This is a genomic window from Clostridioides sp. ZZV15-6598 (assembly GCF_020657705.1).
Taxonomy (GTDB): domain Bacteria; phylum Bacillota; class Clostridia; order Peptostreptococcales; family Peptostreptococcaceae; genus Clostridioides; species Clostridioides difficile_F.
Map to the genome: position 1 here is coordinate 1 of NZ_JAGWCS010000208.1, position 4,261 is coordinate 4,261.

At 26.7% G+C, this 4,261-nt stretch carries 4 protein-coding genes; 1 reads left to right on the forward strand and 3 read right to left on the reverse strand.

Features of this window, described 5'->3' with window-relative positions:
• The first annotated feature begins 283 nt into the window (after positions 1–283).
• The gene (locus KGF50_RS20515; RefSeq protein WP_227849776.1) at positions 284–715 is read left to right on the forward strand and encodes a CPBP family intramembrane glutamic endopeptidase; all 432 of its coding nucleotides are present in this window, start codon (positions 284–286) and stop codon (positions 713–715) included.
• A gap of 289 nt (positions 716–1,004) precedes the next feature.
• Here KGF50_RS20515 and KGF50_RS20520 read toward each other — a convergent pair whose 3' ends face one another.
• From KGF50_RS20520 to KGF50_RS20530, 3 genes are all read right to left on the reverse strand, one after another.
• The gene (locus KGF50_RS20520) at positions 1,005–2,702 is read right to left on the reverse strand and encodes a phospho-sugar mutase (protein ID WP_227849773.1); all 1,698 of its coding nucleotides are present in this window, start codon (positions 2,700–2,702) and stop codon (positions 1,005–1,007) included.
• A gap of 62 nt (positions 2,703–2,764) precedes the next feature.
• A complete protein-coding gene (locus KGF50_RS20525; RefSeq protein ID WP_227849774.1) occupies positions 2,765–3,355 on the reverse strand; it encodes an SGNH/GDSL hydrolase family protein in 591 nt (196 codons plus the stop codon).
• Between the two features lie 110 nt (positions 3,356–3,465).
• Positions 3,466–4,261 (reverse strand): 3D domain-containing protein (locus KGF50_RS20530; protein WP_227849775.1); only part of this gene is annotated, 796 nt, incomplete at its 5' end.

Consider the following 4,261-nt stretch of genomic DNA (forward strand, 5'->3'; position numbering starts at 1 on the left):
ATTTTATTCATTAATAATACTGTTTTTTCTTACTTATTTTTTATTATTTATTATTGAATCATTAAATTTAATAAATAATGATGAATTAGAAATAATGAATCTCATATTAACTTTTTTAAGTAGTTTATATGTTATTATTTATTCTTTTAACTCAAAAGATTTATACCTTCTAAAAAATTTTAAAATAAGTGCATTATTAATTGTTTACTTTATATTTTCTCAAATCATATTTGGATTGATAATAAGTAAAAACCAGATTAACTATAATGGAATTTTATATTATATGCTTACCCCCTTAACATCATTAATATATATTTATCATTTTTTATGTGAAGAATATGGTTGGAGATATTATCTACAAAATCTCTTTTTTGATAAATTTTCTAAAAAAACAGGTGTCATAATGGTAGGTATTTGTTGGAGTTTATGGCATTTACCTCTACAATTTACATTATATAGTCCAGAAGCTCCAATACTTGGAAGCATAGTACATTTGATATATGGAATTGGTCTTTCTATATTTTTAGGTTATGTTTACATGAAAACTAAAAATATATGGATTTGCTCTATAATTCACGTTTTAGTTAATAGCTTATCTCTTATAGTTCTCGACAGCGGCACTGAAACAAATCTTAGTTATTATATTATTGTAGAACGCCTAATATTTGTATCTTTGTTTTATATCCCATTTCTATTTACAAAAGAGTACAAATAAAATATATAAAAATTAATATCAAGATATCTTATGACAACAGTCTCATATTATTTAATTATAAAAAATATACTGTTGTATAGAATTTAATAAATCATTTATTACAAATATAACAAAAAAACGATTAAAACAAATAATTAAAATAATAATTTTCATAAAATACTTTTTAAATAAAAAACTGACTGTCAGTTAAATATCAGTCAGTTTTTTATAATGCTTTTATTTAAATACAAATAAAATTGCATCTTTTAATACTTATTTATTATTCTTTTATGTAGCAATTTAGTCTGTTCTACTTTAATTTTGATACCATAATATCTATATATTCTTTTAAACCTCTAAGCTTTTCATCGGCTTCAACATCACTAGCTCCTTTTACAGCTATATAAAATTTCAGCTTTGGCTCTGTTCCAGATGGTCTTATAGCTACCCAAGACTCATCTTCCAAGAAATATTTTAAAACATCAGACTTAGGAAGATTATCTACACCATTTTTGTAGTCTTTTTTATCAACTACCTTTATATTATTTATACAATCAATTTGATTTTCTCTAAAATAAGATATTATTTCTTTTATTTTTTCCACACCTTCTATACCTTTTAAAGTTAAAGATATGGTCTGTTCTTTAAAGAATCCATATTTCTTATATAGTTCTATTAGGCCTTCATATAAGCTCATACCTTTTGAATAGTAAAATGCTGCCATTTCAGATATTAATAATGATGAAACAACACCGTCTTTATCTCTTGCATGAGTTCCAACTAAATAACCATAACTTTCTTCATATCCAAATACATAATTTCTATCTTTATTTTCTTCAAATAATTTTATTTTTTCACCAATAAATTTAAAACCTGTAAGAACATTTAGTACATCAACATTATTTTCTTTTGCTATATCTGCTCCAAATTCTGATGTAACTATAGTTTTTATCATTGTAGGATTTTCTTTTAATTTGTTATTTTCTTTTAAGCCTTCTATTATATAATGTGTCAACATTCCACCAATTTGATTTCCTGTAAGTAATACATATTCTCCTGTAGTAGTTCTTACAGCTACACCTACTCTATCACAATCTGGGTCAGTTGCTATTACAAGGTCTGCGCCTTTTTCTTTTGCAAGTAATATTCCTCTATTTAAAGCTTTTTTCTCTTCTGGATTTGGATAATCAAGTCCTGCAAAATTTGGATCTGGATTTTCTTCTTCTGGAACAACTAATATATTTTCAAATCCTACTTCTTTTAATGCTCTTCTTATTGGAATATTGCCAGTTCCACAAAGAGGTGTATAAACTATTTTAAAATTTTTACCTACGCTTTTTACTAAATCTTTTCTTATAACTTGACTTTTTACAGCTTCTATAAATTCAGTATCCTGTGTTTCGTCCAATAAGACTACTAAATTTTTATTAGCTTCACTTAAAGTTGGTATTATACTATAATCATGTATGCTATTTACTTTTTCTGTTATTGCATTTGCAATATCTGGCATAACTTGTGCCCCATCTTCCCAGTATACTTTGTATCCATTGTATTCAGGTGGATTATGGCTAGCTGTTATAACTATCCCTGCTATTGCATTTAGATTTCTAACAGCAAAAGACAATTCTGGAGTAGTTCTTAGACTATCAAATATATATGCCTTTATACCACACGCTGCTAATGTATTTGCAGATTCTATACAAAATTCTCTAGATTTATGTCTATTATCATGAGCTATTACTACGCCCCTATTTTTTTCTTCCTCTGTGGTATTTTCTAGTATATAGTTTGCCAATCCAAAAGTAGCTCTTCTAACTGTGTATTTGTTGATTCTATTAGTTCCTGCTTCAATTACACCTCTAAGACCAGCTGTTCCAAACTCTAAATCCTTATAAAATCTATCTTCTATCTCTTTTTCATTATCTTTTATTTTATCTAATTCTAGTTTTGTATCTTCATCAAAATATGAACTCTTTACCCATTCTTCATAAGTTTTAGTATAACCCATAATAAAATCCTCCCTATTTTATACATTTATTATAATTGCATAGATAAATCCTTTTTATACAATTATGACTCTTCTATATACTTATTAATTGACTTAATAAAAATATTTGCAATTATTCTATGACCTTCCTTAGTTGGATGCACTCCATCAAAATATAATTTTTTATATCCTTCTTTTTCCATACTTTTATTATATTCAGAATAAAAATCTACAAAATCAGTATTAAATGTCACACTAAATTTTTTTATCCAATAATTATATGACTCTAACTTTTTTGATACTGTATTAAAATCCGTAAAGCTACTCCAATCTTCTCTAACATTTGGAATATCTGGTTTCAGTGGTATACCTATTATCGGTATAATATTTTTTGCATATGCTTGATGTACCATAGCCATTACATTAGAATTAATAACTTCATTCCCTGCTCCAGCAATAAAATCATTAGTACCACCCATTATAAAAACTATATCGGGAGAATTCTGTAAAACATCTTCATTAAATCTAACTAACATACCACTTGTTGTATCACCATTTATACCCTTATTTATTATTTCTAATCTAGTCTCTTGACTCACAATGTTTGTCCATGAATTACTTCGTGATACTCCAAATCCATATGTTAAACTGTCTCCTAAGCAGACTATTTTCATCTTATCCCCCCTTAGCTATGTTTTTTCTGTTTCAAGAATAATCTAACAGTTTAATTAATTCATATTTTATACTTTTTTTCCTTCTAAGTAAAGTTATTATGTTCACTAAATTAATACACATATATATCTAAACTCTGTCTTCCCCAATTGGATGCTTTTCCTTCACTATTCATAAATATATCTATTCTATTACCTTTAATTGCTCCTCCGCAGTCTTCTGCAACAAATGTCATGCCTAATCTAGGTATATATACTTTTGTTCCATATGGAATTATATTTGGATCAACTGCAATTACACCCCATCTTGGCGTTGTACCAGTAGATGTTATAGTATCTCCTGCATATGCAGTAGCAACCACTGTCATATGTTTTCCTCCTCTTGTATTTGCTCCTCTTGATGCAATTAATACCTTTTCTTTAGTTCCATTTTTTATAATTTTTGTAGTTGGTTCTTTAGAAATTACTTCTTTTGATAAGACTTTTTTGACTAACTTTCCATCATGGTAAGTTAAATTATAGACTAGTTTTTTCTCTCCCTCTATTCCCTCTTGATAGACTTTAGATTTTCCTTTTACTAAATCACTATCATTCACTTGTTTCGTATCAAATGGAATTTTTTCAAATTCTTCTTTTTGATTTTTAGTTACTTTAACAACTTTAATTTTCATATTATCCTTTAATTCTGTATCCAAATCTGGATTAATTTTATCTTCAGAATTGTATTTCACTCCCTGTTCATCTAAAAGTTCTTCAACTGTCTTTTTAAATGAAGATACTTTTTGTTCTTGACCTTTAACAGTTAAACTTATCTCTTCTTTATTTAATATAGAATATATACTTACTAAACTCATTAAAATTGATACACTTAATAAAGATGATATTATTATTTTCTTTTCTCTTTTCTCC